Source organism: Candidatus Villigracilis saccharophilus, from assembly GCF_016711665.1.
Window position 1 is genome coordinate 1 of the sequence record NZ_JADJSO010000065.1, and the last position, 26,145, is coordinate 26,145.

At 49.8% G+C, this 26,145-nt stretch carries 31 protein-coding genes and 2 pseudogenes; 14 read left to right on the plus strand and 19 right to left on the minus strand.

Annotated features, from left to right (window positions below; genetic code table 11):
- A partial coding sequence (locus IPL17_RS20360; protein ID WP_345308920.1) for a hypothetical protein occupies positions 1-183 on the plus strand: 183 nt, incomplete at its 5' end.
- 12 nt (positions 184-195) lie between these two features.
- On the plus strand, positions 196-378 hold the full coding sequence (locus IPL17_RS20365) for a hypothetical protein (protein ID WP_345308921.1): 183 nt from the start codon (positions 196-198) through the stop codon (positions 376-378).
- A gap of 203 nt (positions 379-581) precedes the next feature.
- Here IPL17_RS20365 and IPL17_RS20370 read toward each other — a convergent pair whose 3' ends face one another.
- Positions 582-800, minus strand: coding sequence for a helix-turn-helix transcriptional regulator (locus tag IPL17_RS20370; protein ID WP_345308922.1), 219 nt, complete (start codon positions 798-800; stop codon positions 582-584).
- Between the two features lie 79 nt (positions 801-879).
- Here IPL17_RS20370 and hisF point away from each other — a divergent pair.
- From hisF to IPL17_RS20390, 4 genes and pseudogenes are all read left to right on the plus strand, one after another.
- A pseudogene (gene hisF, locus IPL17_RS20375) lies at positions 880-1,630 on the plus strand (imidazole glycerol phosphate synthase subunit HisF); the annotation flags it as partial.
- A gap of 97 nt (positions 1,631-1,727) precedes the next feature.
- Positions 1,728-2,332 (plus strand): annotated as a pseudogene (gene hisIE, locus IPL17_RS20380) (bifunctional phosphoribosyl-AMP cyclohydrolase/phosphoribosyl-ATP diphosphatase HisIE).
- On the plus strand, positions 2,329-2,565 hold the full coding sequence (locus IPL17_RS20385; protein ID WP_345308923.1) for a hypothetical protein: 237 nt from the start codon (positions 2,329-2,331) through the stop codon (positions 2,563-2,565). The pseudogene hisIE and the gene IPL17_RS20385 overlap by 4 nt, the downstream one beginning before the upstream one ends.
- 423 nt (positions 2,566-2,988) lie before the next feature.
- The gene (locus tag IPL17_RS20390) at positions 2,989-3,456 is read left to right on the plus strand and encodes a hypothetical protein (RefSeq protein WP_345308924.1); all 468 of its coding nucleotides are present in this window, start codon (positions 2,989-2,991) and stop codon (positions 3,454-3,456) included.
- 118 nt (positions 3,457-3,574) lie between these two features.
- On the opposite strand, the gene IPL17_RS20395 is transcribed toward IPL17_RS20390, so the two are convergent.
- The 6 genes from IPL17_RS20395 to IPL17_RS20420 all read right to left on the minus strand — a co-directional run bounded on the left by IPL17_RS20395 (position 3,575) and on the right by IPL17_RS20420 (position 7,855).
- Positions 3,575-4,576, minus strand: coding sequence for an ATP-binding cassette domain-containing protein (locus IPL17_RS20395; protein ID WP_345309020.1), 1,002 nt, complete (start codon positions 4,574-4,576; stop codon positions 3,575-3,577).
- A gap of 2 nt (positions 4,577-4,578) precedes the next feature.
- The gene (locus tag IPL17_RS20400; RefSeq protein WP_345308925.1) at positions 4,579-4,788 is read right to left on the minus strand and encodes a hypothetical protein; all 210 of its coding nucleotides are present in this window, start codon (positions 4,786-4,788) and stop codon (positions 4,579-4,581) included.
- A 46-nt stretch (positions 4,789-4,834) separates the two neighbouring features.
- On the minus strand, positions 4,835-4,957 hold the full coding sequence (locus IPL17_RS20405) for a hypothetical protein (protein ID WP_345308926.1): 123 nt from the start codon (positions 4,955-4,957) through the stop codon (positions 4,835-4,837).
- The gene (locus IPL17_RS20410) at positions 4,947-5,282 is read right to left on the minus strand and encodes an ATP-binding cassette domain-containing protein (RefSeq protein WP_345308927.1); all 336 of its coding nucleotides are present in this window, start codon (positions 5,280-5,282) and stop codon (positions 4,947-4,949) included. The genes IPL17_RS20405 and IPL17_RS20410 overlap by 11 nt, the downstream gene beginning before the upstream one ends.
- Before the next feature lie 172 nt (positions 5,283-5,454).
- A complete protein-coding gene (locus IPL17_RS20415; RefSeq protein WP_345308928.1) occupies positions 5,455-6,270 on the minus strand; it encodes a hypothetical protein in 816 nt (271 codons plus the stop codon).
- A 238-nt stretch (positions 6,271-6,508) separates the two neighbouring features.
- Positions 6,509-7,855, minus strand: a complete 1,347-nt coding sequence (locus tag IPL17_RS20420; protein ID WP_345308929.1) for an MBOAT family O-acyltransferase — start codon at positions 7,853-7,855, stop codon at positions 6,509-6,511.
- A gap of 340 nt (positions 7,856-8,195) precedes the next feature.
- Here IPL17_RS20420 and IPL17_RS20425 point away from each other — a divergent pair, with 340 nt between their 5' ends.
- The 7 genes from IPL17_RS20425 (at position 8,196) to IPL17_RS20455 (ending at position 13,965) form a co-directional block, all read left to right on the plus strand.
- On the plus strand, positions 8,196-8,726 hold the full coding sequence (locus IPL17_RS20425; protein ID WP_345308930.1) for an RNA polymerase sigma factor: 531 nt from the start codon (positions 8,196-8,198) through the stop codon (positions 8,724-8,726).
- A 2-nt stretch (positions 8,727-8,728) separates the two neighbouring features.
- On the plus strand, positions 8,729-9,595 hold the full coding sequence (locus tag IPL17_RS20430) for a hypothetical protein (RefSeq protein ID WP_345308931.1): 867 nt from the start codon (positions 8,729-8,731) through the stop codon (positions 9,593-9,595).
- Positions 9,596-9,841: 246 nt separating this feature from the next.
- Positions 9,842-10,354 (plus strand): sigma factor, encoded by a 513-nt coding sequence (locus IPL17_RS20435; protein ID WP_345308932.1) that lies wholly within the window; start codon positions 9,842-9,844, stop codon positions 10,352-10,354.
- Positions 10,355-10,442: 88 nt separating this feature from the next.
- Positions 10,443-11,312 carry a zf-HC2 domain-containing protein gene (locus IPL17_RS20440; protein ID WP_345308933.1) on the plus strand — a complete coding sequence of 290 codons (870 nt, stop codon included), beginning with the start codon at positions 10,443-10,445 and terminating at the stop codon, positions 11,310-11,312.
- A 92-nt stretch (positions 11,313-11,404) separates the two neighbouring features.
- A complete protein-coding gene (locus IPL17_RS20445) occupies positions 11,405-12,181 on the plus strand; it encodes a hypothetical protein (protein WP_345308934.1) in 777 nt (258 codons plus the stop codon).
- Positions 12,182-12,269: 88 nt separating this feature from the next.
- Entirely contained in the window at positions 12,270-12,932 is a 663-nt protein-coding gene (locus IPL17_RS20450; protein ID WP_345308935.1) for a hypothetical protein, read from the plus strand.
- A gap of 133 nt (positions 12,933-13,065) precedes the next feature.
- On the plus strand, positions 13,066-13,965 hold the full coding sequence (locus tag IPL17_RS20455; RefSeq protein ID WP_345308936.1) for an ABC transporter ATP-binding protein: 900 nt from the start codon (positions 13,066-13,068) through the stop codon (positions 13,963-13,965).
- A 49-nt stretch (positions 13,966-14,014) separates the two neighbouring features.
- Here the strand turns inward: IPL17_RS20455 and IPL17_RS20460 are convergent, their stop codons facing one another.
- The 7 genes from IPL17_RS20460 to IPL17_RS20490 form a co-directional block, all read right to left on the minus strand.
- Positions 14,015-14,455 (minus strand): pentapeptide repeat-containing protein, encoded by a 441-nt coding sequence (locus tag IPL17_RS20460; RefSeq protein WP_345308937.1) that lies wholly within the window; start codon positions 14,453-14,455, stop codon positions 14,015-14,017.
- A gap of 33 nt (positions 14,456-14,488) precedes the next feature.
- On the minus strand, positions 14,489-16,171 hold the full coding sequence (locus IPL17_RS20465) for an AMP-binding protein (RefSeq protein ID WP_345308938.1): 1,683 nt from the start codon (positions 16,169-16,171) through the stop codon (positions 14,489-14,491).
- Positions 16,172-16,252: 81 nt separating this feature from the next.
- Positions 16,253-16,498: an acyl carrier protein gene (locus IPL17_RS20470; RefSeq protein WP_345308939.1), complete on the minus strand. Its 246-nt coding sequence runs from the start codon at positions 16,496-16,498 to the stop codon at positions 16,253-16,255.
- Positions 16,499-16,509: 11 nt separating this feature from the next.
- The gene (locus IPL17_RS20475) at positions 16,510-17,457 is read right to left on the minus strand and encodes an SGNH/GDSL hydrolase family protein (RefSeq protein WP_345308940.1); all 948 of its coding nucleotides are present in this window, start codon (positions 17,455-17,457) and stop codon (positions 16,510-16,512) included.
- 14 nt (positions 17,458-17,471) lie between these two features.
- On the minus strand, positions 17,472-18,566 hold the full coding sequence (locus tag IPL17_RS20480) for a hypothetical protein (RefSeq protein ID WP_345308941.1): 1,095 nt from the start codon (positions 18,564-18,566) through the stop codon (positions 17,472-17,474).
- 9 nt (positions 18,567-18,575) lie between these two features.
- Positions 18,576-20,003, minus strand: coding sequence for an MBOAT family O-acyltransferase (locus IPL17_RS20485; protein ID WP_345308942.1), 1,428 nt, complete (start codon positions 20,001-20,003; stop codon positions 18,576-18,578).
- Positions 20,004-20,194: 191 nt separating this feature from the next.
- Positions 20,195-20,584 carry a hypothetical protein gene (locus IPL17_RS20490; protein WP_345308943.1) on the minus strand — a complete coding sequence of 130 codons (390 nt, stop codon included), beginning with the start codon at positions 20,582-20,584 and terminating at the stop codon, positions 20,195-20,197.
- Positions 20,585-20,817: 233 nt separating this feature from the next.
- On the opposite strand from IPL17_RS20490, the gene IPL17_RS20495 reads away from it, so the two are divergent.
- Positions 20,818-21,519, plus strand: coding sequence for a phosphatidate cytidylyltransferase (locus IPL17_RS20495; RefSeq protein WP_345308944.1), 702 nt, complete (start codon positions 20,818-20,820; stop codon positions 21,517-21,519).
- 9 nt (positions 21,520-21,528) lie between these two features.
- Here the strand turns inward: IPL17_RS20495 and IPL17_RS20500 are convergent, their stop codons facing one another.
- The 5 genes from IPL17_RS20500 to IPL17_RS20520 form a co-directional block, all read right to left on the minus strand.
- Positions 21,529-22,638, minus strand: a complete 1,110-nt coding sequence (locus tag IPL17_RS20500) for a C45 family peptidase (protein WP_345308945.1) — start codon at positions 22,636-22,638, stop codon at positions 21,529-21,531.
- Between the two features lie 78 nt (positions 22,639-22,716).
- On the minus strand, positions 22,717-23,778 hold the full coding sequence (locus IPL17_RS20505) for a polymer-forming cytoskeletal protein (RefSeq protein ID WP_345308946.1): 1,062 nt from the start codon (positions 23,776-23,778) through the stop codon (positions 22,717-22,719).
- Entirely contained in the window at positions 23,775-24,308 is a 534-nt protein-coding gene (locus IPL17_RS20510) for a hypothetical protein (RefSeq protein WP_345308947.1), read from the minus strand. The genes IPL17_RS20505 and IPL17_RS20510 overlap by 4 nt, the downstream gene beginning before the upstream one ends.
- Positions 24,289-24,891 carry a sigma-70 family RNA polymerase sigma factor gene (locus IPL17_RS20515; protein ID WP_345308948.1) on the minus strand — a complete coding sequence of 201 codons (603 nt, stop codon included), beginning with the start codon at positions 24,889-24,891 and terminating at the stop codon, positions 24,289-24,291. The genes IPL17_RS20510 and IPL17_RS20515 overlap by 20 nt, the downstream gene beginning before the upstream one ends.
- Before the next feature lie 57 nt (positions 24,892-24,948).
- Positions 24,949-26,127, minus strand: coding sequence for a YibE/F family protein (locus IPL17_RS20520; RefSeq protein WP_345308949.1), 1,179 nt, complete (start codon positions 26,125-26,127; stop codon positions 24,949-24,951).
- Between the last annotated feature and the right edge of the window lie 18 nt (positions 26,128-26,145).

The following is a 26,145-nucleotide window of genomic DNA, read 5'->3' on the forward strand; positions in this document are numbered from 1 at the left end:
GTTATCTTTACAGATATCCCAGGACGGTTACTGGGCAGCGGGCTGAACATCCCTTCCACCCGCGAGTTGGCTGATGTAAGCGGACTCGATGTCATTGCTTCCGTGGTGAATAAACCACTGATTGATAGAAGCAAAGGATGCTGCTGGCTTGGCTGGTTGTATTATCGGCAGGGCGTTGTATGAAGGACTATCAAATTGAACGATGCTCAATCAAGCCTTGATGAAGAAGGTAAATTGAGCGATGAAGTAGGAGAAGATCCTGATGGAAAGAGCAATGTTCTGAGTGATCATTGGAATTCTACGAGGGTTGATAACGGCATCGAAATTATGTATAGCAACAAACTGATAATAATCGATGCAACGAGCGCTTTTCTTTGAATCTCCGTCCGGTGAGAGTCGCGACGCAAGGGAAAGAACGGATTTCCCAGGTCTATGCTGAACCAACCGCTGTGCAAATAGAATAGAATAACCCAAAGAAAACGATTGTCATTAGAGCGGATGTCAAGGGAGATCCCATACAAGTATGGAGAAGACTGAGCTTAGGATAAATCTTGAAATGCAATATGGGAAGAATTCTTTTTTCATTGGTTGTTCTCCTGCAGCCAAAAGATTTTTTCAATGTGAATATTTACTGCCTGACTGATACGCAAAGCTGTTTCAACAGTTGGAATAAAGCGCCCGTTTTCGATCGCAATAATGGAGACTCTCGCAATTCCAACAAGTTCGGCAAGTTGAGCCTGGGTCATTCCAAGTTTTGCACGTAGCTCTTTGAGGTGATTTCCAACATTTTTATGTACCATAATGTTATATACTTAACATTACTGAATGAATCAAGTGTGCTTAACATAAGTCGCATTGCAGTTTTGAAGGAGATATTTTATGCTGGCTAAAAGAATCATTCCATGCCTTGATATTAAAGATGGACGCGTGGTAAAGGGTGTCAACTTTATTAATCTGCGTGATGCAGGTGACCCTGTGGAGCAGGCGCGTTTATACGATGAACAAGGCGCGGATGAATTGGTCTTTCTCGATATTTCCGCGACGAACGAGGGACGCAAGACCACGCTTGAATTGGTCAGCCGCGTGGCGGAAACTGTCTTCATGCCATTGACCGTCGGCGGTGGCATCCGTGAAGTGGATGACATGAGGAATTTACTTCTCGCAGGCGCGGACAAGATCAGCGTCAACTCTGCGGCGGTCAAGAATCCTGAGTTATTATCAGAAGGCGCGGCGCGTTTTGGGGCGCAATGTATCGTGCTGGCGATTGATGCGCGTCGAAGCGGCTTGAGCTGGGAAGTTTATGTCAACGGCGGACGAGTCCCGACAGGAATTGATGCAATCGAATGGGCAGCCCGCGGAGTGAAGTTGGGTGCGGGTGAAATTTTATTAACCAGCATGGATGCAGATGGAACTTTGGCTGGTTATAACATCGAATTGACTCGCATCATTGCCGAGGCCGTATCTGTGCCCGTTATCGCTTCGGGCGGCGCGGGGACTCCATCTCATTTTGCCCAGGTGCTGACCGAAGGCAAAGCGGATGCCGCGCTGGCGGCTTCCCTTTTCCACGATGGCAAGTTAAAGATCGCAGAATTGAAAAGAATTGCAGGATTGGGGCGTGCCTGTGAGGATTAAAGCTGATCCGCAGATTATTGGATTTTGCAGATTTTATTTTTTTGATCTGCGCAATCTGCCAGATCTGCGGATGATTTTTTTTACTGGAGAAATAAATGAAAATACCTGAAATAAAATTTGACTCAAACGGCCTTGTCCCTGCCATTGTGCAGGATGCGGAGACGAATCAAGTCTTGATGCTGGCGTACATGAATGAAGAGTCATTACGTTTGACATTGGAAAAAGGCGAGACAATTTTCTGGTCACGCAGCCGCAGTGAGTTGTGGCATAAGGGCGAGACGTCGGGGAATATTCAGAAAGTCATTGAAATCCGCGTGGATTGTGATGCGGATACGCTTCTGATCCTTGTCCACCCTGCGGGACCAGCCTGCCATACCGGAAATCAGACTTGTTTTTACCGTGAAATAATAATTGGAGAAATAAAATGAGCATTCAATGGCTGTTCGATATAATCGAAGACCGCAAAAATAATCCGTCCGAAAAATCATACACTTCAAGCCTGTTCGCGGAAGGCTTGCCAAAGATCGCGCAGAAAGTCGGCGAAGAGGGGACTGAAGTCGTGGTGGCGGCGCTGGCGCAGGAAGATCAGCGTCTGGTCGAAGAAGTGGCTGATCTAACCTATCACACGCTCGTGCTTCTTTCTGCGCGTGGACTCACCCCCGCGCATATCCTCGCCGAGCTGGAGAAGCGCCACAAATGACGAAGATCGTTTTACTGGACATTGACGGCGTGCTGGTCAGTCACGGCGGATATCGCGCCGCTTTGCACTCCACATTGAATCATTATGCCAGCCTGATGGGACTTGACCATTTCGATTTCCCCGAAGAAAAACTGGCTGAATTGGAGAAGCGCGGAATCTTTAGCGAATGGGATATGGTTCCGCTTTTGCTCGCTACTTTGTGGAATGATATTCTTGCCCATTACCCAAAATAAATCTGCCCGCGGCCCTGTCATCCGCGGCGGTGGAGATCGGCCGTCACGTCAATGGGTATCTGCCCCGTGAACTTCCATGTCCCTGAGTTTGAGTTCACTGCGGGCAATATCCCGCCGAGGCTGCCCTGCAGCAGGGATGTTTTCCTTTTTATCCCTGCGGATCTCCGCACCAATCTTAAGTCAATCCCGTAATGTCAATTTTTCGCACACCATGCGATTGTTTCAGCACTACACCCTGGGCAGCCAATATTCAGCCAGACCTATAAATTGCCCGCAGAAATTGAAACGGACTCTTTCGCATACTCACTGACCGCTCAAAAATAGATGATGAAATTCGTGGACGATTGCGCCGATCAACCCTTCGCCTGGCTGGATTAACAGCCCGTCCTTCTGCGCCGCCGAAAGAGGTTTCTGATTCACATTTTGGGTACGCACCTGGAAGCGGAGATCGCGCTCGAACTCGTTGGGTTGGCTGATATTCCCTTGATGGCTTTTGGCAAGCTGGAATATCTTGCCGCCCAATATCAACTTGACCCCGCAGCATTAAAGAAACCTTCACCTTTTCAGGCTTTGGCTGCAACTCTCGCCGCATGGACAGGCGAAGAATGGCCTGCTTTACAGGCGGCGCATCAATGGCGCGAGACTGGCAAGTTGAATGGCATGTTCAAGCAGCTGCCGAATAAATTTGAATTGATCGTGGTGGAAGATACGATGGGGGGGATCCGTTCGACGCGCAAGGCGGGTGAGATATTAAAGGACGCTGGCTTTTATGTGGATGTGCAGGCTTATGGATTGACCTCAGGCAGTGCTTCGAAAGCTGAAGCGTTCGATCAATTTGATGTTCCGTATTTTGAAGATTGGTCAGCGTTGATGAATGGTGTTGCGCTTTAGAAGGGATGTCGCTGCGAGCAGGTTTATCGCGAAGCAGCCCCCTGATATAAGGAGATTGCTCCCTGGCACTGCGCGCCAGGGCAAGTGTCGTCGGGCTAAAGACCTTCTCGCAATGACATTATTGTAGCTTTTCCAACTCTTCCCAGCGTTGATATGCTTGCGCGAGTTCATCGTGTAATTGATTTAACTTGTCCACTGTGGATGTGATCCTGGCGCTGTCTTGTTGATAGAAGGAGGCATCGGCCATTGCGGCGCTGAGGGCGTGGACTTCGGCTTCTGAGGGATCCGATGCGCTGGGGAGTTCGGTGAGTTCCTGTTTTTGCGCTTCGAGTGCGCGTTGTTCCTTGTATGTTAATTTGCGCGGAGCCGACGAATCTTTCGGCGCTGATTCTGTTTGGGTTGTTGAGGCAGGCTTTGCTGAGTCTGAAGCGGGCTTGTCGAGCAGATCAGCCTGCCGCTTCCACTCATCATATCCACCGACAGTTTCTGTGACTTTGCCATTTCCATCCATTGCAAGCGTGCTGGTGACGATGTTATTAAGAAAGGCGCGGTCATGACTGACGAGCAGGAGCGTGCCATCATAGTCGAGCAAAAGTTCCTCGAGAATTTCCAGCGTTTCAACATCGAGATCGTTGGTGGGTTCATCCAGCACGAGCAGATTCGCGGAACGGGCAAAGAGCCGCGCCAGCAAGAGACGATTGCGTTCGCCGCCCGAAAGCGCGCTGATGGGCGCATTGACCCGCTCGCGCGTGAAAAGAAAATCTTCGAGATAGCCCATCAGGTTGCGCGTGCGCCCGTTGATCGTGACCGTGTCGCGCCCCTGCCCGACGTTATCCAAAATGGATTTGTTGTCATCGAGCTGCGCGCGCAGTTGATCAAAATAAGCGATCTCCAAATTCGTGCCGTATTCAACGCTTCCAGTTTGCGGAGTTAATTCATTGAGCAGTAAACGCAGCAAAGTTGTTTTGCCCGAACCATTTGGGCCAATGATGCCAACCTTGTCGCCGCGTTGAATGGTGGTGGTGAAATCGCGGACGATGGTTTGATTGCCATAAGAATAGCTGACGTTCTCCGCCTCGATGACAAGTTTGCCAGAACGCTTCTCAGCCTGGATTTGCATCTTCACTTTGCCTGGGCGTTCACGCCGTTCGAGCGCTGCTCGCGCAGACGCTTCAGCGCGCGCACGCGGCCTTCATTGCGTGTGCGCCGCGCCTCGATGCCTTTGCGGATCCAAACTTCTTCCTGCGCCAGTTTTTTATCGAAGAGGATATTTTGCTCCGCTTCGGCGGAGAGCATGGCTTCCTTGCGTTCGAGAAAGGTTTGTAACTGCAATCCCAATCGAAGAGATGACCGCGATCCAGTTCAATGATGCGCGTGGTTAACTTTGCAGAAAGATGCGGTCATGCTTGACGAATAATAATGTGCCGCCCCAGCGCTTTAGAAAATCTTCGAGCCAGTTGATCGAGTCAATGTCAAGGTGGTTGGTGGGTTCATCCAACAAAAGCAGATCGGGCTTTTTGACCAGTCCGCGCGCGAGCATGACGCGGCGCTTCATCCCAGCTCGCGACGATGTCAAATACTTTGCCTTCAACACCAGCGGGGACTTCCTGCGGTAGATAGGCCACACGTAAATTTTGCTGACGGGCAATGGTTCCGCTTAGTGGTGAAATGTCGCCATTGACCAACTTAAGCAAAGTGGACTTCCCCATGCCGTTCCGACCCAACAGGCCGACCCATTCGCCCTGTTCGATCTGCAAGTTGATCTCGTCAAATAGGCGCGGTCCGCCGAAGCCGAGACTCACATCCTGTAAACTGATTAATGCCATATATGATCCATGTCCTTTGAGGTGGAAAATATACTACGAAAAATTGATAATCAGGGAAGAAAAAGGCGGCCGCCAGAAGACCACCGCTGAATGAGTTTTAAAAAAAAATAGCAGGTTGGGTTGTTTGTCAATTCCGGATATACAAAAAACACATCTGCCGGTATAGGTTCTTTTATTCAGGCAAAATATCTGGAAGATACCTGTTGAGTTGTTCTAGATTCCTCTCTACTATTTCAATAATGATGATGTCGGGATTGAAATAGTGGATGGATTCTTTGTTTAAATATTGGGACACGCTCGTTAGGTGAATAAAATGCGATTTTTTGAAATTTAAACTTAAGAAATCATTCAAGTAGGTAGCGCCAAAAGAATCGTGGAACATAAGGAGCGTTGGCAGATCACTATCTGGGATTTGGGAAAATTGATTGTATCCACTGTAATCTTCTGGTTGTTCTGTATGAACTGTGGTCGTTTTTGGCGTGAAATATAGACTTGACTCTTTAATGAAATTTGCGTTCATCAGCTTTGAAATATCCTGTACATCAGGATCCGTTGTCACTAAATTAAAATCAGCGGCCTCGTAGGGCTGAAGTTCAGGATGCGAACTTGCGAGAACGTTAATGATCTTCGTGTATGCCGTAAAGGCGCCATAGCCATTCCAGTGGGTGTTTGTTTTGTAATAGACATCCTGATCCTGGCGTGCGGCCCGTAACGCCGGCCTGAGGTCCAGGATTAATGGCGGGTTGTTTGTTCCCAAATAGGAAATTAGGCTGTCAAGCCTTGTTTGCGCGGAGAGGGGCTTTATCTGATCTGGAAGTTTGTCCGGATAAATACTGGCTTTGTTGGGTGCAACTACAATTACCAATGAAATACCCTGCTCATTTAAGTATTGGTTTAGACTCGTTATTTTCTTTGCAATATCCTCCTTGCTTTTAAATCCTTCCACATTCTGAAAGTCGTCGATATTGCCGTCGCTTGTGTATTCCATCCAGCCGTTTTTCCAATTAGCGCGTTCGGATATACCCTGTCTTTCAAGGTGATTCGGAATAAATTGCCTTGCTCTATAAGCCAGTCCTTTTTGTAGAGATTATCCTGAAAGTCTGCCATGCCGGAGTAAAGACTCTTGGCCATTATGAATGCGGTGGTACAAAAAATAAAAAGAAGGAAGAATTGGGAATAGCGATGGGGTGGCGATGGTATGTTGGACATGGTTGAACCCAATATTCTTAAAAGTTTGCGTAAAGATTCGGCTGAAAACTGCTGCCTAGCAGCAGGGCAAGCCCTAATATAAACAACAAGACAAGCGATGCATCTTCAAAAAATAATAATAAGAAAATACGATGTCCGTCAAACTTCGCACAAAATTTATTCCATACGGAAGAAATGGGTAGTGAAAAGAAAATACCCGCTGTCAACGCGAGGATGAAAGACGGCTCAATAAATGGCAGTGGAGTTGACGCGCTGAAAGGAATCGGCGTCAGGTTTGATGTGTTGCCAGCCAAACGACCAAAAAACTCAAAAGCAAAAAGCAGGCTGTTCGAGCGAAAAAATACCCAGCCCGCGCTGATGGTGAACAGGGTGTATATGTGACGGATTGGCCGCCATGCTTGTTTTAGCGAATGTCCAAAACCGGCGCTTTCCACGGCTAATGCAAATCCGTGCAGCAGCCCCCAGACAATAAACGTGGGTTTGAATCCATGCCATAGACCAGTTAATACAAAAACGATAAGAATGTTCATTTGCTGGCCGGCCCACTTAAAACGCCTTCGCTCCAGCGGAAAAAATACATATTCACGGAACCAGGTGGAAAGGGTCATATGCCAACGACGCCAAAAATCGTTGACGCTTTGGGCAATATATGGGAAATCAAAGTTTTCAGGTAAACGGATGCCGATCATCATTCCCAGACCGACTGCCATGTCGGTGTACCCGGAAAAATCAAAGAAAATTTGTACCGCAAAAGCGATTAGTGCCAGCCATGCAAATTTAGGCTCAACATTGGCTGTGGGAAGATTGAATACCGCATTCACCATCGGAGATAATTGGCTGGCAATCAATGCGCGTTTTACGAAGCCTTTGAGGAAACGTCGAAAACCTGCTGCTATATCGTCGCTGGAGGGATTGAGCTGCTCCATCTGTCGTGCAAATGACTTGTAATTTGTGATCGGCCCGGAGATAAGCTTTGGGAAGAATAACAGGTAGGTTGACAATGCGATAAAGTTTTTTTCAACGGATATTTTTCCACGCCAGACATCTACCAGGTAGGAGATAACTTGAAAGGTGATATAGGATAGACCGATGGGAACTGCCAGCCCGCTTGCAGGGAAGGACGGGATTTGAGGTAGGTGCAACTGTATAAAATCAGACTCACCAAAGGCAGTGCTGAACTTGAAAAAAGAAAGGATCGCCAAATCCACCACAATTGCAGCCCAAAGCCATAATGAAAAACGCCCGCCAGTTTCCCTGGTTTTCGCGATGACAAGCCCCGCGGCGTACCCGGAAATTACGATGCCGCCCAGCCACCACAAAGCTGTCTGCTCTCCCCATGTTAGAAAAAGAACACTTGCTGCCAAAATTATGGGCAGCTTTAATCCTTGGATTTGGAACAGGTAATTATTGATTAAATATATAGATAAGAAAACAGGCAAAAACAAAAACAAAAAAAGCGGTGAAGAAAGATCCATGAGTCGCTATTGCCTTTGAAATTGCAGGGATGTGTTGAATGACTTAATCTTTACTTCGATGGATTCAGCGTATTTGCAGGAACCGAGACTCACCTCTTTAAAATCGATTAATGCCATAGATGATTCTCTTCCTTTGAGGGGGAAAATATACTACGAAAAATGGATAATCAGGGATGGAATCTTTGCCTTGCTGTGATACTTTTAGCTCAAAAACGTATAATGTTGTAGGATGACAAATCAAATACGCTTCTTCGGAAAATCGCTCGTTCCCGCCCGCGAGGTGGATTGGGAAGCCGCATATCAAGCAGACTTACCCCGCCTCTTTAACTTCTTCCGCTATCGAGTTGGCGATGACCATGTGGCTGAAGATTTAACCGCTGAAACATTCGAGAAGGCATGGCGGAATCGTCACCGATACCGGTATGACTTGGCCGCATTCTCAACTTGGCTGTTTACTATCGCCAGGCATATACTCGCCGATTACTTCCGCAAACCACATCCCGAAGTTTCGCTTGATGCTGCCATTCACGTATCTGATGACGAGACCGTGGAAGGTTTGATCCAAAAACGTTCAGAATTTGAGCGGCTTTCAATCCTGCTCGCCCAACTAACAGACCGTGACCGTGAATTATTTGCACTCAAATACGGCGCCGGCCTTGCCAATCGCACAATTGCCAAGTTGGTTGGAATGAGTGAATCCAATGTTGGCACCATTCTTCATCGCGTAACGCAGCATTTGCGCGTTGAATGGGAGAAATAACCATGAACGATGATTTCTTTTCGAAGTTTCGCCAATCGCCTCGCCCTGATTTTAACCAAACTCTTTACACAAAGCTCGTCCAAGATGCAAAAACAGGAACGTTTATTAGTCGGCGTTCTACTTCAAAACGAATAGCCTTTGTACTGGCTATCCTATGCTTGACCTTTGCCTTGATTTTAACCGTGTCGCCAACTGTCCGTGCGGCGGCCCTTACGGTTGTAGAAAATATTATTGAAAAGATAACGGTGAGAGGTGTGACGGTTTTGGTCAGGGATGAGCTCCTACCCACACCTGCTAAAGGCCAAGAAAGTGAGTCATATTCTGAGGTTTGGACTCCGTTAAGCCCTCAAGATATTTCTACTAACTACCCATTCTTTGCAAAATTACCAACTTGGGTTCCAGCTGATTATGTGCTTCAAGAACGGGCAGCCCTTTATTACGGTTCCATAATCGAGACTCCGCCATCTTCTGCTCTATTTCAGTGGAAAGATAATTCTGGCGAGACGATTCAGCTTGAGGTAAGGGAGGGCTCTTGCCCTAACGGGTTATTATATGATTCTAACGGGCCTTTGCATGATTATAGATCAGATTGCACTGTTGCAACTTTCGTCACCGTAGGACCAGAAAATGAACCACAAGTAATAGCGATAAATGATCAACCCGCCGTCTTTTTTCGTGGCGCTGCATGGCTTTCTGATTTATCCGGTTCAGTTCGAAAATGGAATCCTTCTCGCTGGGGGCCAACCAAGGATGATACAAAAGGTGCGTGGATGATCTGGGAAAACACTGGAAGAACATTCATGTTGGTTGCTACATCAGCGACAATCACAAAAGAAGATGTAATCCGTTTGGCCGAATCCATTCCTTAGTTTTAGTACACTGTATGCGATTGATTGTGTCGCTTGGCAACACCTTTTACTTCTCACTCCCCAACTCCTTAAAAACTTTTCCCTATTTGCCGACCTTGCCGTCTTGCCGCTGGATGTTTTCACGATCCATTTTTCTCCAAACCTTGACATACTTCAGCGATGACCTACTGTCCCAATTTTACATGCCTTTACCAATTTTGAACCTTTTCGCATCTCGCTGGTACATACTATCGAGAAGCAGATACAATGCAAACAGCAGACCTTGCCATTCACTGGAACCCGCAAGAGACGCAGCCCGCCATGACGCAACCCACCGACGACCTCGACCTGATCCATCGCATGCAAGCTGGCGATGATGATGCCGTGCGCGATCTGTACGCGCAGTATGGTCAGCGACTCTATGCGTACGCGTTGCGCCTGACCGACGACCCCGCCACCGCCGAAGATGTGACGCAGAACACGCTTGTCACTGCATGGCGCACGGCAAATAAATTTCGCGGCGAGGGCCGCCTCATTGCGTGGCTGTTGGGCATCGTCCATCACACGGCGATGAAGGCCATTCGCAGCACGCCTCATTTTTTAGGCGAAGCAGAAGAAACCATCCCTGCGACTCTGCCCACGCCCGAGGAGCAGGCCCAAGTTAAAGAAGAGAAGGTTGGGTTCGTGATGGCTTGCAAAGCCTGTCGCCTGAACATCGCGCTGTACTCGAGCTCATCTTCTATCAAGGGCTGTCGCTCAACGAAGCCGCGGCTGTTTTGAAATGTCCCGTTGGCACGGTCAAGAGTCGTTTGAGTTATGCGCGTCAGCATTTGCGCGGCGTGCTCAGCCGTAGCGAGGAGAATTGGCGATGAACCACGAAGAACAAATTATTTTATACGCCGCGAATCAACTCGATGAACAAGCGCGCGCCGATTTTGAAAAACATCTCGCGGACTGTGCGGACTGTCAGGCGGATCTGCTTCTCTGGCGATCTGTCGCGGATGAAATCAACGCCTCAGACTCACTCATGCCTGCTCCCGTCCATTTGGCAGATTCTGCACTGGAAGCAATACGCCAACCGAACAAACTCACACGCGCATTGCGCAGCACGGGACAGTTATTGCGCATGCAAATGCTCATCATCCACAACGAGTTGTGGATCGGCTCTGCCGCTTTGATGTTCATCTTTTTGGCGATGGCGTTATTGGTGAAGCGCGTGGAAGTGCTGTATTTCTTTGCGCCGATGATCGCCGCTGGAACAGTTACGCTGATCTACGGCTCGGAGAATGACCCCGCCGCCGAGTTGACCTTTGCCACACCCATCTCACCGTGGAAAGTCTTACTGGCACGGCTCACTCTTGTCTCTGCGTACAACGTGTTTCTGGCAGGCTGTGCCACGCTTGTCCTGCTTCTCATCATTCCACCGCGAGCACTGGGAGAATTCATCCTTGGCTGGCTCGCCCCCATGACATTCCTCTCCGCGCTCGCGCTCATGCTCTCGCTGTGGATCGGCACTGGCAACGCCTTGTTCATTGCATACCTGTTTTGGTCGGCGCAATATGCTTCTCTCATATCATTTGGCGAATGGTTCGCGTTTGATCCTCCGTGGCTCGAAACCTATCGCCAGTTCTGGCAAAACCCCGCCATGCTTTTCGTTTTCGGTTTTGCGCTCATCGTGTTCGCGCTCTGGTCATCAGGCCGCGATCAGGTGCAGTGGCGTAGATCGATAGCAATGTAAAAACCTTTTAACCACAAAGTGTCACAAAGGTACACGAAGGTTTTCCTTTGTGACACTTTGTCTCCTGCATGATAAAGAATTTGGAGAAACCCATGTCTCGTTTTATCGGCGTCTTTCGCCATGAATTCAATATGTCCATTCGCCGCTCAGGCATGTGGATCGCTTATGGACTGTTGTTCCTGTTCTACACCGTCTCCGTCCTTTGGCCTTCGCCTGATGAACGGGATATTTTCACCGATGCCACACTCTGGCAATTCGCAGGCCAACTGGCGTACACCTTCAATCTTTTTCTGCCCGTTGCGGCTGGCATCCTCGCCGCGGACCGAATGCAGCGTGACTTTCGAGTAGGCGTGCATGAGTTGCAGTCCAGCACGCCGCTCAGCAATTTGGTGTACATCCTCGGGAAATATTTCGGCGTGCTCGCGGCTTCCCTTGCTCCCGTTCTTGTGTGGATCTGGGTTGTGACAGCCGGCCTCGTAGCCACTGGCAATGCTCCCATCAATTTGATATTTGCCATGACGGTTACATTCTTCGCAATGATCGTCCCCTGCCTTTGCATTCGTCATTGCCTTCTCACTGGCATGTCCGCTCATCATGCCCTTGCGTGTGTATCAGATCCTGTTCACAGGCTATTGGTTCTGGGGAAATTACATCCCGCCAGAAATTTTCCCCACCCTCAACGGGACATTGCTCACCGCAGGCGGGATGCACGCCTATCAAGGTTACTTCGGCGGCTTTCATGGCTTGCAGGACCCGCTGACCTACACCGCCACGGATGCAACCTCAACCTGCTTGTGCTTGGTCTGTGCATCACGGCTGTGATGGTTGTCCTCAACTATTACCTGCAATGGCAGTCCCGCCGCGCATAATTTTCGGATAAAACGAATAGCTTCACGGAAAACAAAAAATGTCTTTTCCGTGTCATCCGTCCATTCCGTGTACAAAACAGGATTTTGAATGAAACGCTTTTCCTTGAAATACACTTTACTCACCTATCGCCTCGACCAGCTTTGGTTCCCGCTTGCTTTCCTGGCATTCTTCGTCATCCTGACCTTGCTTCTTCGCAACGAAGTGCAAAACTATGACATTGCTCGCGCCTATGTTGGCTTTGCTGTCCCGCTGGTTGGCGGCTTCATGGCGGCGTATGCCATCCTCGATGACCCTGCGCTCGAACTGCGCTTTGCTACACCCATCCGCGCCGCGCAGATATTGCTTGAACGCACCACGTTGATCTTTCTCATTCAAGCAGTTTGCGCCAATGCCTTTTTGCTTTTCTGCCTCATCATCGGCGTGGATTTTTCTCCACTTGGCAATTGGGTGAATGTCCAACTGTGCTGGCTGCTGCCCACCTTCACCTTGATCGCGCTCGGAACCTTTGGCGCATTGGCCGGCGCTCAAACCATGGTCGGTTCATTCCTCGTCGGCCTCGTCTGGTTCGTGGAGTTGATCGTCCGCGACGGAATGGCTGCCAACAACTGGAAATATGCCTACATCTTCATGAGCATCCTCAGCCCCGAACACCCCGACCTTGTATCGAATCAGATCGCGCTATTCGCTCTCACTATTGCCTTCCTCTTTGTCGCATGGGCTTTGCTGCGAAAACAGGAAAGGTATATCTAATCCGTCATTGCGAGGGCGACAGCCCGAAGCAATCTCCAAGACTGTAATTGAGATTGCTCACCGCACTGGCGCGCGGCGCAAGTGTCGCCGCAAAAAGCGCGGCTCGCAATGACGCAATAAAAAGGAACTCACCATGATCGAAATTACTGGACTCACCAAAACCTACGGCTCTGGAAACAAAACGGTCAACGCCCTCAACGGCGTGGACTTGCAGATCAACTCTGGCATGTTTGGCTTGCTTGGCCCCAACGGCGCAGGCAAGACCACCCTCATGCGTATCCTCTCAGGCATCGTCAATCCCAGCGGCGGCTCCATCCGCGTCAACGGACATGACCTCACCACCGAAGCGGGCAAGTACGCGGTCAAGTCCATGCTCGGCTATCTTCCGCAGGAACTTGGCATGTACACCGAACTGACCGCCGAGCAATTCGTGGATTACATGGCCATCCTCAAGGGCCTGGACGACTCCCGCAAACGCAGCCAACGTGTGACGGAAGTGTTGGAGATGGTCGGTCTGCGCGAAGTGGCGAAGCGCAAAATAAAAGGCTTCTCAGGCGGGATGAAACGCCGCGTCGGAATCGCTCAAGCCTTGGTCAACGACCCGAAAATGCTCATCGTTGACGAGCCAACAGCGGGGCTTGACCCCGAAGAGCGGATTCGCTTCCGCAATTTATTGGTCAACCTCGCCGCGGATCGTATTGTCCTGCTTTCGACTCACATCGTCGAAGATATCGGTCAAACCTGCCGTGATCTGGCTGTGCTTGCAAAAGGAAAGATCCTCTTCCGCGGCAGCCCCGCCGAAATGCTCAAAGCCACCGAAGGCCATGTGTGGACGTTGACCATGTCTGGTTTGGAGAAGCCCAATCACGATCTCACTGTCGTCTCCATGCTGCATCTCGCGGAAGGGACTCAATATCGGCTGGTCGGTGCAAATGTCAACGGGTATTCGAGTGCCCAGCCCACGCAGCCCGGTTTGGAAGATGGGTACGTTTGGCTGATGAAGAATTCCAATCAACAAGTGGAAGTCGCGTAAACAAAAAGAGCATCCTGTTCAAGGGATGCTCTTTTTGTTTCCTGATGATCTATTTTACTAGGATGGCTCCAGCCGCTATTGGGTCAAACCCCAGCGGCCATTGGGTGAACGTATTGTATTTCGTCTCTTTTAAAATTGTCCCGCTCAAGTTCGCACCAACTAATTTGGAATAGCTTACATTCGCATCGGTCAAAATGGCGCCGCTCAAGTCAGATTCGCTCATGTCGGTGTCGCTCAAGTTTGATTCTGTAAGGATTGCCCCATGGAAGTTAGCCTTGCTCAAGTTGGCTCCATCTAGGTTTGCTTTATATAAGTTGGCATAACGCAGCTTGGCTTTATCAAGGAATGCGCCATTCAGGTCTGCTCCGCTTAGCTCAGCTTTGCTCAAGTCCGCTCCGCTGAGGTCTGCTTTGCTGAGGTCAAGGCCCGCCAGTTGCAGCGGTTTTTCTCCATTCAATAATTCGCCGAGTTCTTCTTTTGTAAATTGCATTGCGTTGCCTTTCAGTATTACAGAATGTTTCTTCTAGTTTACATCAAGTTCTTTAAAGAACTTTTCTTTATTTGCCGAACGCGCCGTTTTTCCGCTGGAGGTTTTCACGATCCATTTTTCTCCAACCACCTTGACGTGCCTCAGCGCAATGGCGGAGCTTTTGGTCACATGCTTGCGGATCGCGTCCGCGATGGCTTCCTGCTCGGACGGTTCTTCGCTGTCCACTTCGGCGATGATGACGACTTCCTCCGTCCCTGCTTCTTCATCGTACATGCCAAACGCCACCGCGCGGCCAGGATGCACGCCGGGCACTTCACTGGCCAGCGCTTCGAGGTCCTGCGGGTAAATATTTTTTCCACCGACGATGATCATATCCTTTTTGCGGCCTGAGACATACAACTCACCGTCCGAAAGAAAACCGTAATCGCCGGTCAAGTACCAGCCATCGCGCATCGCCAATTCGGTCGCATCGGGGCGGTTGTAATAACCGCTCAACATGCAGTCGCTTTGCAGCATGATCTCGCCGACCATGCGGTCAAGGTTTTCCTCACCGTTCTCGTTGACCACGCGGATTCTTGTGTTATCAAGCGGACGTCCCGACGACATTACTTTCATGGATGGGCGATCCGCTTTCGGCGGAGTCACGATGCGTTCCATCATGAAGGATTCGCGGTCGATTTCAACGACAGTTGGTCCGGTTTCCAATGAACTTTGAGTGACCCCGAAGACATTCTCTGCCATCGCATATGACGTTTGCAAAGCTAGCGGATTCAGCCCGAACTTCTCGAACTTCTCCGCGAAGAGGCGATGGCTTTCAGCGTGGACAGGTTCGGAGCAGTTGATGATCGCCCGCCATGAGGAGAGGTCAACACCTTCAAGGTTTCGCTCGCGGATCTTGTTCGCGCAAAAGTTGTAAGCAAAATTGGGAAGCCAGCTTAATGTCCCTTTGTATTGCGAAACAGCCTGCATCAACTTGTAAGGTGCGCGCACCCAATCGAAAGGCGACAATTCAACGACCGGCACGCGCAAGAGAACTGGCATGAGGAAGCAAGAGATCAATCCCATGTCGTGATAAAGAGGAAGCCAGGAGACGATGACATCTTTTTCGGGGTCGAGTTGAATGGCTTTGCTGTATGCCTCAAGTTGATTGAGCACAGCTTTGTGCGAGAGCGCCACACCTTTTTGCAAACCCGTTGTCCCGGACGAATGCTGTAAGATGACAATATCTTCTGGTGATGCCTTCATGCCTTGCAATGAATCGAAATCAGGTTCAGATTGCCGTTCGATGGTATTTGTAATGATTACCCTGCGAATCGAGTCGCCGGGCACGAGTGCCGAGCGCGCCTCAGATTCGAACTCGGCAGATGTGATGATCGCTACTGGTTTTGTGATTGAGATTAACGAAGCCAAATCCGCGCGATACCGTTCTGGTGATAGTTTCTCGCTCAAGAACGGCATGATCGCGGGAATCGCGCCATGTAGAATCGCACCCCAAAAAGAGAAGGCCAAATCCTGTCCGTGCTGAAGGATGAGCAAAACCACTTCGCCGGGTTTGATTTCTTCGCGGGCATAAGTCAAGGCGTATTGATTCGCGCCGAGGATCAACTGGCGATAGGTCAACTCCGAATCAGGCTGACCGGCAAATTGCAAAACAATGCTCTTTTTCTCAGGGACTTCCAAAAAGGAGCGGTGGAGAAGGTTTGAGAGTGTTGTCATGAATTTCCTGTCCGCAGATTTGGCAGATGGCGCAGATTTTTCTTTAAAATCTGTTCAATCTGCTATCTGCGGATTATTCCTTTACTGCCGCGAAGCGATCAACTCTGTCAGCTGGGACAAATTATCGAATGTCTGGGCATTCAACTCGGTATCCTCGATGCGCACATTGAAGGTGTCTTCAATAAATAATGCCAGATCCATCAAACTAAAAGAATCGATCAATCCGCTGGAGATCAGGGACTCGTCGGGTGTGATAACTTTATTTGCTTGTTTCAATATTTTTTCTGCAATGAATTTTGCAAGGGTGGCAGTGATATTTTCAGTCATGGGTTCTCCTATTATTTATTTATTTTACTTCTTACAGCATCCAGCACCTGCAGTGCTGTGAGATTCCGCACAGGCCATGCGCGTTCCATGTTTGCTGGATCATCAAAGTAATAATTTTTCCCAAGCGATAAATGGAAACCATCGTTAAGACCCAGGTCAAAACCATTGTTTGGCAGGTCGTGGACCGCGGCCCAGAAATTCCATAGGGGAACATCGTAATCGCTGGCGATCTCTGCGATCTTGGCATTGATACTGTGATTACCTTCGAGGTTATCAGCTTTTGTCGCAAGGATCGGTACCACGCCTTGTGAAATGGAATATTCAACGATCTTGCGCATATAACTGCCATACTTGGCGGCGGTTTGTGAATTGAAATTCGTCTCCATACTGATCAGCACAACTGATGGATGGTTCAATCGGATCTCGCAAGCCAGCGGGGTTTCACCTTTCTCGCATAATTTCGGATCTGCCCGTAGAGGAGAAAGCACCGCCGCCACATTGAATCCATCCTTAACCGCCAGGCTCTGGCGTGAGAAAGATCCCTGATAATGATCAATTGTAGGCTGTAGATTAGTGTATTCTCCGAGATTGTAACGGTCCTCATGATCGAAATCCACCAGAAAGAAATCTGTGCTGGTTTGGCAGTCACCAACCTTTGAGAACGCATTTGGGTCATTTCCCAACTCAAGGCCGTGTCGATAGATTTCTATGACTGTGTCGCTTATAGCTGGTACGATTGGTAGGTCCTGCCATTCTCCCGCCGCCAAAGTGGGGTGTGCCGTGGGAGGGAGAAACACCTCGGTTGGGATTTGAGTCTCTGCGGCTGGCGGCGCGGGTTTTTGTATGGTCGGTGTTGAACTTTTTAAAGAAGCGGCAACGGTGGGCTGAGTGGCATTGTTGCCGCAGGATGCTATTAATAAAGAGAGTGCCAATAGCAAGATGAACCGAACTTTATACATTCCTTCTCCTAAACTTATTTGCATATCCCCTCAATAGTGGGTTTGATTTTTTGAGCAAGGAATGCTTCCCCTGCAGGGGTGAGGTGGATCGCGCTGTTGGTGAATTCACTTGCAGGGACCGCATCCCAAAGATCCGTATAAGTCCAGTTATTTTTCAGGCTTAGCTCGCTCATCATCGAACGATATTGATCATAGGCCCAGCGCGGGTAAAAGAAATTATAGCGGATATCGCTGTTTATGCCTGTGCTGATCAACATTGGTTCGTTGACAATTATGACGGCGGTGTCTCCTGCCATATTCATGCCAGCCTCAAGAACATTCAACGCAAGCAGGTCTTCATCCATTACAGGCGGCTCGAACTTATGAAATTTTTGGTCGGCTTCCAGGTCAGTTTGCGCCTTCTGATAATCAGTCGGGTAGGTCTGATCAATGCCGGTGGCAGCCCACATCACACCATACAATTGCAGGCGGAATACATCTGCGAGCGCTCTCTGCTTCCCGATAATAGTACTACCCCAAAATGAGTCCCGGATAAAAGCAGGGTCATTCGCGTCAACCATAAGCCCGTATCTGGTTGCCAGACGAAGGAGGGTTTCCTCGTTGTTGGCGACCAATGGTGATGCGGTCTGTTTTTCCACTGGGAATGCTTCCAGGGTGGTCAGCCAAATGATCAAGTCTGGTTGATATTTCATTGCATGTGACAGCAGAAGCACATCCTTGGTCAACGAAATGGTTGGATATCCCAGATTATAGGCGCGGATACTTTTCCCGCACACTGAAAAATCTGCAGAATTAAGCTGCCCTGCGAGAGTCTCCTCAGGTTTTAGCAATGTCCCCCAAACAGAAGAATCACCGATCAGGATCACGCGGAATTCATCAACTTGTTTATTATCACCATTGATTTCATGCGACGCGAACATCGCATCCAGGTCAAACAGGCTCAGGTTATAAGCCTTGGCTGAGTTCTCCCCAAACGGCAGCCGTTCCCGCCCTGGAAAAATGACATTGTATGCCGAAAGACTACCAACCCGCGGTTGCAGAATGGCGAATACTACATTAAAGATAATGAAGAGAAGGAAGCCTTTTAGAATGATATTAATTGTTTTCATAAAGCCTCATTATCTCATCCCAAACAATTTCAAAAATACCTGCACCGAAGTGGACGTTGAAGATAAGGCGAAAAATATCCAGCCAAGCGCGACGAAGTTAAATGTAATTACAACTCCGCTTATATTCAAAATGTTTTTTCTAAAAGGAGTTGTCGCCCACTCCCCAGCGCGGACTTTGGCCATGTCATTCCAACGGTTATGAATGAAGAGACCAACTCCATGCCATAGTCCCCACAGCGCAAAATTCCACGTTACGCCGTGCCAGAATCCGATCAATAGCATTGTCGCGATCTGTGTTGATGCGATCATAACCGGCGCAGGCATGGGGTTGTTCCACGATCTCAGCCAGCGTGTGACCGGGTTGAAGAAATACGCGCGGAACCATTGCGTCAAGGTCATGTGCCAGTTATTCCAGAACTGAGTCAGGTTTGGTTTTAGATAAGGCGCAGAAAAATTCTCAGGTAATTGAATTCCCAGAAATTTGGAAATGCCAATGGCAATGTCGGTGTATCCGCTAAAGTCAAAGTAGATCTGAAATGCGTAGGCGTAAAGAAGAATCCACATCCAACCAGTTGTGCGGACTTGTAACGCATTCGTATCGTTCAGCGCGATCAAAGCCAGCGCATCCGCCACAACGAATTTTTTGAACAAGCCCAGCATGAAGCGCTGACCCGCGATCAGCAATTCATCGTTTCCAAGTGTGGATGATTTTCGCAGATCTTTGATAAATCGTTCAATGCGGTCAATGGGACCTGCGGTGAAAGCGGGAAAGAAAATTACATAGGTTACGTATTCGGCCAGATCAACAGCGGGCAGTCGACCCATTTGGCGGTCACGCAGGGTGTGGATGATGCGGAAAGCGACGTATGAAAATCCCAGCCAGCGCAGGTCAATGGCTTTTGCTTCGGTCAGTGATTGATCCGTAAGGGAGCGAATTCCGTAACTGACCCAATACGCCAGAGCTGGAATTTTTATGGATAGGAAAAATGCGATCAGACCAATGATGCTGACCGCTAATAAAGCGGCGTGGAAGTGCGTCACGCGAGTCACTAAAAGGAAGATGATGCTCGAGAATGCCAGGATCAGCATCAAGGTTAAAGATTGAGGCGGGCGGGACGGGGTGAGGATCGAGTCGAAGGGCAGGAAGCGGGTCAGGTTAAGAAGTAGAACAGTCCCGGCGAGAATCGCAACGACGCCCCAATTCTTTTTTTCGCGGCGTGATTCTTCGGCTGCGGTGATGAACCAACTGAAAACAGTGATGGTTAGTGTTGCAAGGGGAATCCAAAAATCGAATCCGCGTAAAGGCAGGGCAGGCTGCAGCCAGAAAATGAACAGAACGCTCGCGATCAGTAGAAAATACTTGCGGCCGCGCTCGCGCATGACCAGCCCCCAGAACAAAGCGGCCGCCGCAACGATCAGGATTTGGATGATCGTCATTTAGAAACCTTGATAGATCCACGTTGGACTGCTGTCTGCGGTGAAGATGACCAGCGCGATCAGGATCAGGCAGAAGATCAGAGCGAAGATGTTTTCGCGGGATAGGATTCTTTTCATAAAAATTATTAACCACAAAGGGGCACGAAGAAAAATCTTTGAGATCCTTCGTGACCCTTCGTCGTGAAATTCTTTTAGCGGACTCCGCAAATCAGCCAGTCGCCGCTTTGTTCCACAACTTGATAAGTGCGGGTGGACAGGTCAAGTTCCTGGTTTTCGCCGTTGTAGCTGAGGATCATCTTTCCGTCGCAGTGGACCAGGGTTGCCTCTCCGTCTGTGCCTGTCTCCTGACAGGCGAAACCATCGAGAGTCGAAGTCACCGCCTGAAGTGAATCCAGTTCGATCAACGCATCCGATTCCCAGTCCGCGCAGGAAAGCGCTGAGAGTTTGTCCGCATCGTTCGCAACGATTGCGTTGACGTAACCTTCCACTGCTCCGACGGCAGGACTGGATGCGGCGCTCGATCCGCAGGCGGATAACAGGATGCCCAGCCCAAATATACAAATAAGCAATACTTTTTTCATTAAATTCTCCATTGTTGGGGGGTTGAGTAGGCACTCCTCACTTTGTATCAGGTCGTTGCGATGGCGCTCTTGTCTTTGCCCGGGAGCAAGTCTGCCTATAACGACAGTATGATTTGCGACATTTTGTTGATTATGAAAAACAATGGCGGATTATAGCATGGAGATATTTGCCGGAATATCTTTTTTGGTGGAGGCGGGTTTTATTGTGCAAACCATTTCTTCAGGAGTTTCACTTGAATAATTACATCGCCCTCATCATTACCTTTGCACTTTCCATGCTGTTTTTGCGTTCCATGGATTACATCGCGCACCGCGGCTGGATGGACAGCAAGCTCAGCCGCAAGGTCATTCATATCGGGACGGGGCCGCTGTTTGTGTTGTGCTGGTTCCTCTTCCGCGATACGCCTGACGCGCGCTGGCTGGCGGCGCTGGTGCCTTTTGCGATCACAGTTCAATTTGCATTGATTGGCTTTGGCGTCATCAAGGATGATGCTTCGGTGCAGGCCATGTCCCGCACGGGTGATCCGAAGGAGATCTTGCGCGGTCCGCTTTATTACGGGATCATGTTCGTGGTCTTGACTCTGGTGTACTGGAAGGATTCCCCGATTGGCATTATCGCCTTAATGATGATGTGCGGCGGCGACGGCATTGCAGATGTTGTGGGACGCCGTATTGCTTCGCCTAAACTCCCGTGGAGCCGCGAGAAATCCATTGCGGGGACATTGGGCGTTTTCGCGGGCGGGTGGTTGATGTCTTTTGGAATACTCTTTATTTATGTTCTTGCCGGTGTTTTTTCTGCGCCGATTACCAGTTATCTTTTTCCCATTACAACAATAGCCCTCGCGGGTGCGGTAGTCGAGTCATTGCATTACAAGGATATTGATAATGTCACAATGACATTGGCTTCGACGTTGATCGGGAGTTTGTTCTTCTGATTTTCAAGGCTATGCGTTCAAATGATACGTGTGATATGCGTTCTCACAGGGATTGCCCCATGCGATGTGCATTTCGCGCATGGTCAGGTCGATCACCATGGCATTGATGGTCTTTTCACGGTCAAGCGGGTCAAGCCCTTCGATATTATGGTTGCAGATTGAGTTGGGGATGTTGACGTGGTCTTTCTGAATGGCTTGCAGGCTTTTGATGGTGTGCTGCTGGCTCTGGCGCAACAGGCGTGACGCACGGAAATAACGCACACGTGATGAAAGTAATTCTTCGGGGTCTTTCTCAATGTTTTTCATCTTCGGGTCAATGTAGTGATTGGTGTGAACCATATAACCATCGTGCCCATACAGGATCTCAAAATTGCGCGCCGAGACTTCGATCGAATAGATCTCGCCGCTTTCGTGGATGATCAGGTGGTTGTAACCCGCTGCGCGGTGTTGAACCAGGGTACGGCCGATCGCTCCCGAAATGCGTTTGGATGATAGTACTGCGCGCGCAACTACAAGACGCGGGATGCCGACACGCGAGTCGCTTGGGTAGACCGAGTCTATTAGCTGACAAATGCCATAGGCATTGAATCCCACATTGGGCAGCAGCCCGCCGTAGGTCATGGCAAGAAACGGGGGTTCCTTATCAGGTGTGGCGGAAATAACAAAGGTATCGTTCTCATCCTCGGGGATCCAATCTTCATTATGCGCGGCCAGGATGTGACCGTCCGCGGTGCATTGTTCGTTGACCGCCATGCTGGTGCAGCGTGTCAGGTGTAATGCGTCGGTCGTGACTGCTTCCATTACATTGAGCACGACAATATCATCGAAGGCGACATTAGCGCCTTCGGCGATTCCGCGCATTTCATCAACATATTGCGGATAGCGTTCTTCTGCGAAAGGCAGGTATTTGCGGGACTGGATCTGCGCGCCTTCCCAGGAAAGCTCAAGGTCGTTATAAGCCGCGTCGATCAAGACATGGGCGTTGGCGATACTGTTTGCGATTTGGGGGCGCATGGCTTCGCCGATCTGGCGTCCCATTTCGCGGTGTGTACCTGCAATTTCAATCAGGGGTGGGGGGGTGGTATGAACTGGTGTGTTTGGGATTTCGTGCTTGAACATATTCTTCTCCGAATGAAAACCGCCCTGAGGTTATCCTCAGGGCGGGGCAGATTATATCATGCGGATTTAGGGCCAAATTTACGAGGTCGGCGGGATGATCTCAACCTGCGGCTGGATCATTTTTCCAGGCGCTGAACGAGTGCCGAACACTGTCATGGCTACGGCGCCGATCGCGATCAGAGAGACCAGGAAGGATGCCAACCAGCCAAGGCACGGGATCATCCCGACAAGCCCGACAACCAGCACGAGCAGGAAGGTTCCCAGGCCTGTTGTGAGCACAGGCGCCCAGGTCTGATTAATGGCTTTTGTAAAGCGCTCGCCTACTTCCTGACCAAGCGCAACCATGCCGAACAGCCATCCCAGCGGAATTATCAACGCCACGATCAGTGCCACTGGAATGAGCAGGATCGTAACTGCCAGGATGATAATGGCTAGCGGGGCGACAACAATTGTCAGTAATCCGAAGCTTCCAGACATTAAAGGTTGTTGTGCCATGGCATCCACCACGCGTTCCAATTGTGGCTGCAGGAATAGTGTCAATAGCATCCCGATCAGGGCAATTGCTACTGCACGCCCAAAGACGCCTGCTACTTCCCAGAATGGATTAATGTTCACATCGACTGAAGGAGCGTCGGGTACATTGGGTGTGTTAGGTACGTTCGGTACATTGGGAACATTAGGTACTTCCGGTATCGTAATGGGCGGAGCGTTATTGACAATATTACCGCTGACTTCCGCACCGGGTTCCTTCTTGACCTGGCCGCCCATTGTGGTGACATCGCCTTTAACAACTGCAGTCTTGGTCAACAAAAGTTGACCTCCAACCACAACGATGTTGCCGTTGACCTGGCTGGTCACTGTCAAGTTTCCGCCGACCAGAACCACATCGCCGTTTGATTCTCCGTCCATGTCAAGATTTCCGCCGACCAAAACCATATCACCATTTACGATGGCGTCTTTTTCGATCGAGACATTTCCTCCGATCACGGCGAGGCTTCCGTCGAGTGTCTTATCACTCTTCAGGGTGTAGTTCTGCCCCAACAGGAACACGTCACCATTGGGGCTTTGCGCGTACGCGGTGCTGCCGGGGACGAGCAGAAGTGCGAGTAAGAGAAAGAGAATTGTTATTTTTGTTTTCATGCTGAAACTCCTTGCGGGGCGCGGTGACTAAACCGCCAAATTGACACGATCCACAATAGGCCGAACCCGGCCAGGGCGGATACGAATACCATCCATACATACGGCGGGATGAATCCCGGCGCAACACGGACCAAGACAGCCAAAACCTCGGTCACGGCTTGCAGGGAGGTTATGGCAAATAGAAAATAACCGATGACCACCGTGATCCACTCGACCGGTGCGGTAATGACAGAGTAAATAGCGGGAGCGGTAAACCATCCGAGCAGACCCAGTCCGCTCAAAACCAAAATGATCACGCCCCAAAGTCTGCGGCGTCGTTCGGCGATCTTTTGCGCGGCAAGCCGCTGCTGGAAGCGCACCGAGAATCCCGCCGCAGGTGCGATCACATTCGCAGAACGCAAAGCCAGCCCTGTTGCAGAAAGAGCCGTGCAATGTACGCATGTCCGCAGGTGTGAATTAAGTTCGCGTTTTTCAACGGGTGTTAGATTTTTGTCGTTCAATAGCCATTCTTCAAAAGGCTGGTGATTCATAGGGTCTCCTTTCGGTCTCGATACGAGTTTCTTCTTCCTGCCATAGTCCAGCCAGTTCCTTGCGGGCGCGGTGTAACCTGCTTTTTACCGCGCTGACCGTCAATCGTAATGATGCGGCGATCTCTGCCTCGGAATAATCGTACCAATATCTCATAATGACCGCGGCTCGATCGGTGTCATCCAGGTCTTTTAGCATGGACTGGATTCGGTCACGAGTCTGTCCCTGGACGGTTTCAGCCTCGGGGTCGGGTGAATCGGGGTCGGGTAGTTCAAATGTGTTGCCTTCATCATCTTCCGCATCCATGGAGAACATGGAGAATTTGCGTCGGCGGAGCCTGTCAATGCAATAGTGCGCGGCGATGGAAAGCAGCCACGTGGCGAACGGTCTTTTCTGATCATAACGATGCAGGTGTTGATAGGCGCGCAAAAATGTTTCCTGCGCGGCATCCTCTGCCAGGTCAGGCTCTCCCAACATGCGATAGCACAGGTTGTAAACTGGGGTTTGATAGGTTTCGACGAGTTTGGTAAAAGCCTCGTCACTGCCTTGTTGAGCCTGAGTTACCCAGGCCGTTTCTTCGTTCACGCATGCTCCTTGTGGACTTTCTACCTATCTTACGCAGAAGATGATGGAAAGTTGCACTTAATGCGAATGCCCGTCTCCTTCCGGACCGAGAAATTGCTCCCATTTCCTAAGCGACTCAGCTCTGGAGGCAAAGAAAATGGCGATCGTAGTTGTGAGTGGAACAGCCGCGATCAACCCAAGCGAGCCGACCAGCGTCCGCACGATCTCCTCGGCAATAAAGGAAAAGTTGACCAGATACCCATAATCTCCCTTTGCAAAAGAGAACATCAACAGCATGGGCAGGGATGCGCCTGCGTAGGCCAGCACAAGAGTATTGACCGTGGCCGCGACATGGTCCTGCCCGATCCGCATGGCTGAATTGTACAGATCGCGGAACCTGAAATCCGGGTTGGCGTGGTGAAGCTCAAAGACAGCCGATGCCTGGGTGGTGACCAGGTCATCCAAAACCCCCAGCGCGCCGATGATCATGCCGCCCAGTAAAAGTCCGCGCAGGTTGATCGGCGTTTCCATCAACTGCATCAGGAACATCACATTTTCATCGCCAGTGCCGTTCAATTTTGTGAACACAACAAATAAAGCCGACAGCGCGCCTGTTATGAGCAGGACGATCACCATGCTGATGACCGCCGCATGCGTTTTGAGTGTCCAGCCGTAGGTGAGATATAGGGTGACACCGAGAAGAATGATCGAGCCGATAATGCTTACAGTCAGCGGGTCTTCCCCTGCGAGGATATGCGGAATGATATAGCCGATGATGATATATAAACTGAACACCGTGCTAAGAAGTGCGCGTACACCTTTCCAGCGGCTGATTAGGATGATGGAAACTGCGAAAATCCCTGTTAACCATAAGATCGGTGTTGTGCGGACAAAATCTACAAAGTAAGCATTGACTACATTCTCAGGTGTTTTGCTGATGGAGACCACCACCTTTTCGCCAATTGCAAGATTGTAGTCGTCCGAGCGGATCTGGCGTTTGCCGTAATCTATTTCCATGACAATGCCGGCATATTGCCCTTCAAGAATATTCACACGCGCGACCTGATAGGTCTGCATATGTCCGCCCATGTCGATCTGGCCTTCTTCGATGATCTGGGTCACTTCAGCGCGGACTGTATCTGCGCCGTAAGTGGAAAACCCGTCGCCGGGGATGGTGACGTTGTTAAAATATGGCCATGCAAAAAATACGGCAATCGCAGCCAGAATGAGAATGATCTGCCATTTAAATTTTTTCATATATCCCTAAGCAAACGC

Coding starts and splice junctions, on each gene's coding strand:
- IPL17_RS20450 (WP_345308935.1), top strand. CDS start 12,270: ATGAAACGCTTTTCCTTGAAATACACTTTACTCACCTATCGCCTCGAC.
- IPL17_RS20455 (WP_345308936.1), top strand. CDS start 13,066: ATGATCGAAATTACTGGACTCACCAAAACCTACGGCTCTGGAAACAAA.
- IPL17_RS20440 (WP_345308933.1), top strand. CDS start 10,443: ATGAACCACGAAGAACAAATTATTTTATACGCCGCGAATCAACTCGAT.
- IPL17_RS20475 (WP_345308940.1), bottom strand. CDS start 17,457: ATGTATAAAGTTCGGTTCATCTTGCTATTGGCACTCTCTTTATTAATA.
- IPL17_RS20520 (WP_345308949.1), bottom strand. CDS start 26,127: ATGAAAAAATTTAAATGGCAGATCATTCTCATTCTGGCTGCGATTGCC.
- IPL17_RS20425 (WP_345308930.1), top strand. CDS start 8,196: ATGACAAATCAAATACGCTTCTTCGGAAAATCGCTCGTTCCCGCCCGC.
- IPL17_RS20460 (WP_345308937.1), bottom strand. CDS start 14,455: ATGCAATTTACAAAAGAAGAACTCGGCGAATTATTGAATGGAGAAAAA.
- IPL17_RS20430 (WP_345308931.1), top strand. CDS start 8,729: ATGAACGATGATTTCTTTTCGAAGTTTCGCCAATCGCCTCGCCCTGAT.
- IPL17_RS20435 (WP_345308932.1), top strand. CDS start 9,842: ATGCAAACAGCAGACCTTGCCATTCACTGGAACCCGCAAGAGACGCAG.
- IPL17_RS20410 (WP_345308927.1), bottom strand. CDS start 5,282: ATGGCATTAATCAGTTTACAGGATGTGAGTCTCGGCTTCGGCGGACCG.
- IPL17_RS20490 (WP_345308943.1), bottom strand. CDS start 20,584: ATGAAAAAAGTATTGCTTATTTGTATATTTGGGCTGGGCATCCTGTTA.
- IPL17_RS20470 (WP_345308939.1), bottom strand. CDS start 16,498: ATGACTGAAAATATCACTGCCACCCTTGCAAAATTCATTGCAGAAAAA.
- IPL17_RS20485 (WP_345308942.1), bottom strand. CDS start 20,003: ATGACGATCATCCAAATCCTGATCGTTGCGGCGGCCGCTTTGTTCTGG.
- IPL17_RS20445 (WP_345308934.1), top strand. CDS start 11,405: ATGTCTCGTTTTATCGGCGTCTTTCGCCATGAATTCAATATGTCCATT.
- IPL17_RS20480 (WP_345308941.1), bottom strand. CDS start 18,566: ATGAAAACAATTAATATCATTCTAAAAGGCTTCCTTCTCTTCATTATC.
- IPL17_RS20500 (WP_345308945.1), bottom strand. CDS start 22,638: ATGTTCAAGCACGAAATCCCAAACACACCAGTTCATACCACCCCCCCA.
- IPL17_RS20505 (WP_345308946.1), bottom strand. CDS start 23,778: ATGAAAACAAAAATAACAATTCTCTTTCTCTTACTCGCACTTCTGCTC.
- IPL17_RS20370 (WP_345308922.1), bottom strand. CDS start 800: ATGGTACATAAAAATGTTGGAAATCACCTCAAAGAGCTACGTGCAAAA.
- IPL17_RS20415 (WP_345308928.1), bottom strand. CDS start 6,270: ATGGAATACACAAGCGACGGCAATATCGACGACTTTCAGAATGTGGAA.
- IPL17_RS20385 (WP_345308923.1), top strand. CDS start 2,329: ATGACGAAGATCGTTTTACTGGACATTGACGGCGTGCTGGTCAGTCAC.
- IPL17_RS20510 (WP_345308947.1), bottom strand. CDS start 24,308: ATGAATCACCAGCCTTTTGAAGAATGGCTATTGAACGACAAAAATCTA.
- IPL17_RS20395 (WP_345309020.1), bottom strand. CDS start 4,576: ATGCAAATCCAGGCTGAGAAGCGTTCTGGCAAACTTGTCATCGAGGCG.
- IPL17_RS20465 (WP_345308938.1), bottom strand. CDS start 16,171: ATGACAACACTCTCAAACCTTCTCCACCGCTCCTTTTTGGAAGTCCCT.